The 3539-nt window shown below is 53.5% G+C and carries 4 protein-coding genes; all 4 read left to right on the top strand.

The genetic code is table 11. The features are described 5' to 3' along the window. The first annotated feature begins 84 nt into the window (after nucleotides 1–84). The 4 genes from AUK77_RS01295 (at nucleotide 85) to AUK77_RS01280 (ending at nucleotide 3295) form a co-directional block, all read left to right on the top strand. The gene (locus AUK77_RS01295; protein ID WP_296125379.1) at nucleotides 85–363 is read left to right on the top strand and encodes a hypothetical protein; all 279 of its coding nucleotides are present in this window, start codon (nucleotides 85–87) and stop codon (nucleotides 361–363) included. A 91-nt stretch (nucleotides 364–454) separates the two neighbouring features. Beyond that, nucleotides 455–2617 carry an AAA family ATPase gene (locus AUK77_RS01290; RefSeq protein WP_296125377.1) on the top strand — a complete coding sequence of 721 codons (2163 nt, stop codon included), beginning with the start codon at nucleotides 455–457 and terminating at the stop codon, nucleotides 2615–2617. A 72-nt stretch (nucleotides 2618–2689) separates the two neighbouring features. Further along, the gene (locus AUK77_RS01285) at nucleotides 2690–3061 is read left to right on the top strand and encodes a hypothetical protein (RefSeq protein ID WP_296125375.1); all 372 of its coding nucleotides are present in this window, start codon (nucleotides 2690–2692) and stop codon (nucleotides 3059–3061) included. A 27-nt stretch (nucleotides 3062–3088) separates the two neighbouring features. Then, a complete protein-coding gene (locus AUK77_RS01280) occupies nucleotides 3089–3295 on the top strand; it encodes a hypothetical protein (RefSeq protein ID WP_296125374.1) in 207 nt (68 codons plus the stop codon). Nucleotides 3296–3539 lie beyond the last annotated feature (244 nt).

Raw genomic sequence — 3539 nt, 5'->3', positions numbered from 1 at the left:
TGCGCTTGAATCCTTTGGTGTGAGAGCCTGGATTCTACCGGTGGCTGGCCCTCTGCCTATCGTTTCAAGCGTTGCACTTATTCTATGAATTCAGGTAGTAAAAAACTGATCCTTGAAATCATCATATATGAGAACCCTGAAGACGTTCCATGGGAAAAGCTTCAGCCTTTTCGCTTCAAAAATATTTTCGGGGCACTTTTTGCTGGCAACGATATGTCGCTACGGATGTGGGCCGACCTAGGTAACGCGCTTGAAGAAATCAGCCCGAATCTAAACCGCTGTACTTTTGGTGCGAATTTTCATACGAGCGCTCAAGTCGTGGCGATGTTACTCGGGGAGCTGGAAACTCAAGTTGAAGGCTAGCGGTACAGCCTAGCCTTTTCTAATACAGCTTGCGACCCATTGCGTCGCAGACTGCAACGATAATGCCTCCATATTCACTGGAGGACTCAACATGGCGAAAGTTGCCCGTAAATCCGGCCCCCACAATCAGGACACATGCCCGCTTGCTCTGAGCTGGATGTTTAAGCTGATGATTGATTGCGGCGGCCATCGGGATTTCATCAATCACGGTTGCTTCAGTGATGACGATGTCGCTCGCGAGCTTGGCATCTACTGGCTGGTAAAGGCTGCCGAGGGTAATGATGAGGACGATTTCCCTATACCTGCGTTTCTCAAGCAGAGGGATCACACCCAGGAAGCAAATTTCCGGGAGCTGGCCCTTGCTGCACTTCACCGAGAGCGCAAGCTCTTCGACAAAGCGTTTCCTTCCCCTGAACTACCAGACAACCTTCAGGCGAATTTGACAAAACTTGCACAGCTGATTGGCCTGGATGAGATCGAGCAAAAGCTGATCGGCTTCTGCTCGCTGATGAATACAGACGCCTTACTAGATGACTGTTGCAACCAGCTCGGCTACATCGGATTCAACCGCCTCGTCAGGGTGCTGAGCACGCTGCTGGATATCACGCAGAATGACCTGCGTTTGCGTCTTTCGGCAGAGGGCCGCCTGGTGCAGTCAGGCCTAATTGAAGCAAACCTGCGCAGCGGCGTGCGCAATCACATGTCCGATCTGCTGGGCTTTAACAACAAGGACCTGCTGTTTTCCGTACGTCATCATCAAGGTAGCGCTATCGGGTTGTTCCAGAGTGCCTTTCGCCCTGCACCTGAAAGCCTGCTGCAAGCCAAAGATTTTATTCACCTCGACACCCCACTCAACATTACACGTCCCTATCTGCAGCAAGTACTCGACGCGAAAAAAGTCGGGGTTAACATCCTTATCTACGGCCCACCCGGCACCGGCAAGAGCCAGCTCACAAGGCTGCTTGCCAGCGAGTTGCAGGCTGAACTCTTCGAAATTGCCTGCACCGATAACAGTGGTGACCCGATTGATCGGCGCGGACGCCTATGCGCCTTAAAGTCGGCCATGTGCGTACTCAACCAGCAGAAAACGTTGCTGGTACTAGATGAGATCGAGGACCTATTCAGTGGCAGCAATGAGTTGGCCATGTTTATGGGAGGCCAAGAACGGCAAAAAGGCTGGATTAACCGCATGCTTGAGGAAAATCCAATCCCCTGCTTCTGGCTGACCAACAACATAAGGGCTTTGGATAATGCCTATATTCGGCGTTTCGACCTTGTGCTCAAGTTGGAAAATCCACCTCGGCTTCAACGTGAAGGCATTATCCGCAGCGCCAGTGACAACCGCCTGAATCAGTCGCTAGTCGAAAAGCTCGCTGATCACGAACAGCTGATGCCCGCCATCATCACGCGAGCCATGGACGTTGCAAACAGCCAGACTCAAGACGCATCTGCGACCTTGGACACGACAGTCGAGTTTTTGGTAAACGCCACACTGCAAGCCCAAGGGTTTGCGCGCCTGGGGCAGAATCGTATGCAGGCATTGCCTGAGTTCTACAGCCCAGACCTGGCCAATACCAACATGCCTCTCGACCAACTTCTTACCGGGTTGCGCAATCATGGCGAGGCGCGCCTGTGCTTTTACGGCCCACCGGGCACAGGTAAGACTGCGTTTGGTCATTGGTTGGCAATTCAACTCGGCAAACCGCTTCTGACTCGCCGGGCATCCGATCTCATCTCACCTTACGTAGGTATGACAGAGCAGAACTTTGCACGAGCATTTGAGCAGGCAGCCGATGATGATGCAGTCTTGCTTCTTGATGAGGTTGACAGCTTCCTGCAGGACCGTCGAAAAGCGCGCCACAGCTGGGAAGTAAGCGCAGTGAACGAAATGCTGACGCAGATGGAGAGCTACCGCGGACTGTTTATAGCCTCCACGAACCTCATGGAAAACCTCGATGAAGCCTCATTGCGACGCTTCGACTTGAAAATAAATTTCGACTACCTCGGCGCTGAACAGATCACCAACCTGCTTCGACAGTACTTACGGCAAATGGGCCTGAAGAGGCCGGACAGCCTCAAGCTCGCCCGACTACTTCGGCAAAGCTGCCTGACTCCCGGTGACTTTGCACTGGTCGCACGACGTGCACGCTTCCAACCATTCACCAATGCCGATCAGGTGATTGATGCGTTACTGGCCGAAAGCAGCTTGAAAACCGCCACGACCATGAGAGCCATTGGTTTTGCTGAGTGGTAGAACGTAGCCCCAAGGTCATCTTCAAATACCCAACAAAACAGATCGGTTAAGCGGCAAGGCAGGAGTGCGAATATGGTTGACACAGCGGCGGGAACATCCCGAGCCTATAGCGCCGATGATTTCGAAAGCGCTGCAGAGCGGTTGCTGGGGAAGAGATATAAAGTTTTAAAAGAGCTAGAGGTGACACCTGCGCAAATCTGCAGCGCATTTAGTGAAGCGTTTTTTAGCGGGGAGCTGGGTGAGAACGATGAAAACCAACACGACATCAGCTTGATGTTGACGGTCTCAGCCGACCTTTTCCTAGGGTCCGGCCAGCAGCTCCTCTCGGATTCACCGCCGCAGAAGATGCCACAACCTAAATTGAAGCTGGCTGATTTGCTGCGCAGTGACACCCCTCCAGATCGCGATGTTTTTGTGTGGCACAGCCGCCCCAACGTTGATTGAAGCGATTGGGCACATCATGATGCTGGCATGCAGCCGATTTTAGGGATGAACGCCGTGCCATCAGCCACCAGTCGCAGCACACTGACCCGCCAATGGGAACTGCTCAAGCTGCTGCCACCCAAGGGTCCGGGCATCACAACGCTTGAGTTGCAAAGCCTACTCAGTGACGCAGGGCACCCGACCACCAAGCGCACCATCGAACGTGACCTCGTTGCGGATTTCGGAGCACCGTGACCGGCCGTTTCGGTTGATCGTGACCGCTCATTTCGCTAACGCGTGACCGCTCATTTCGGTAGCAACGTGACCGATTCTCCGCCTGTTCCGAAACAGGTGGTCACGGCTTACCGAAATGAGCGGTCACGACTTAGCGAAAGCCTTTTCCTTCGTTGCGCATGACCTGATGCGCCGCCATCCTCGACCGATTTCGGGAGAGGAAGATGGCGGCGCCGCGAGTAGCCATGCGAAACATCAAAGAATG

This window comes from Pseudomonas sp. Ga0074129 (assembly GCA_001465025.1).
In the GTDB taxonomy this organism is placed as follows: domain Bacteria; phylum Pseudomonadota; class Gammaproteobacteria; order Pseudomonadales; family Pseudomonadaceae; genus Aquipseudomonas.
Note: the sequence above shows the minus strand (reverse complement) of the source record. Positions and strands in the feature narration are given on the sequence as shown.

Excerpts from the sequence above, each read along its gene's own strand:
- AUK77_RS01295 (WP_296125379.1), top strand. The coding sequence starts at position 85 with ATGAATTCAGGTAGTAAAAAACTGATCCTTGAAATCATCATATATGAG.
- AUK77_RS01290 (WP_296125377.1), top strand. The coding sequence starts at position 455 with ATGGCGAAAGTTGCCCGTAAATCCGGCCCCCACAATCAGGACACATGC.
- AUK77_RS01285 (WP_296125375.1), top strand. The coding sequence starts at position 2,690 with ATGGTTGACACAGCGGCGGGAACATCCCGAGCCTATAGCGCCGATGAT.
- AUK77_RS01280 (WP_296125374.1), top strand. The coding sequence starts at position 3,089 with ATGCAGCCGATTTTAGGGATGAACGCCGTGCCATCAGCCACCAGTCGC.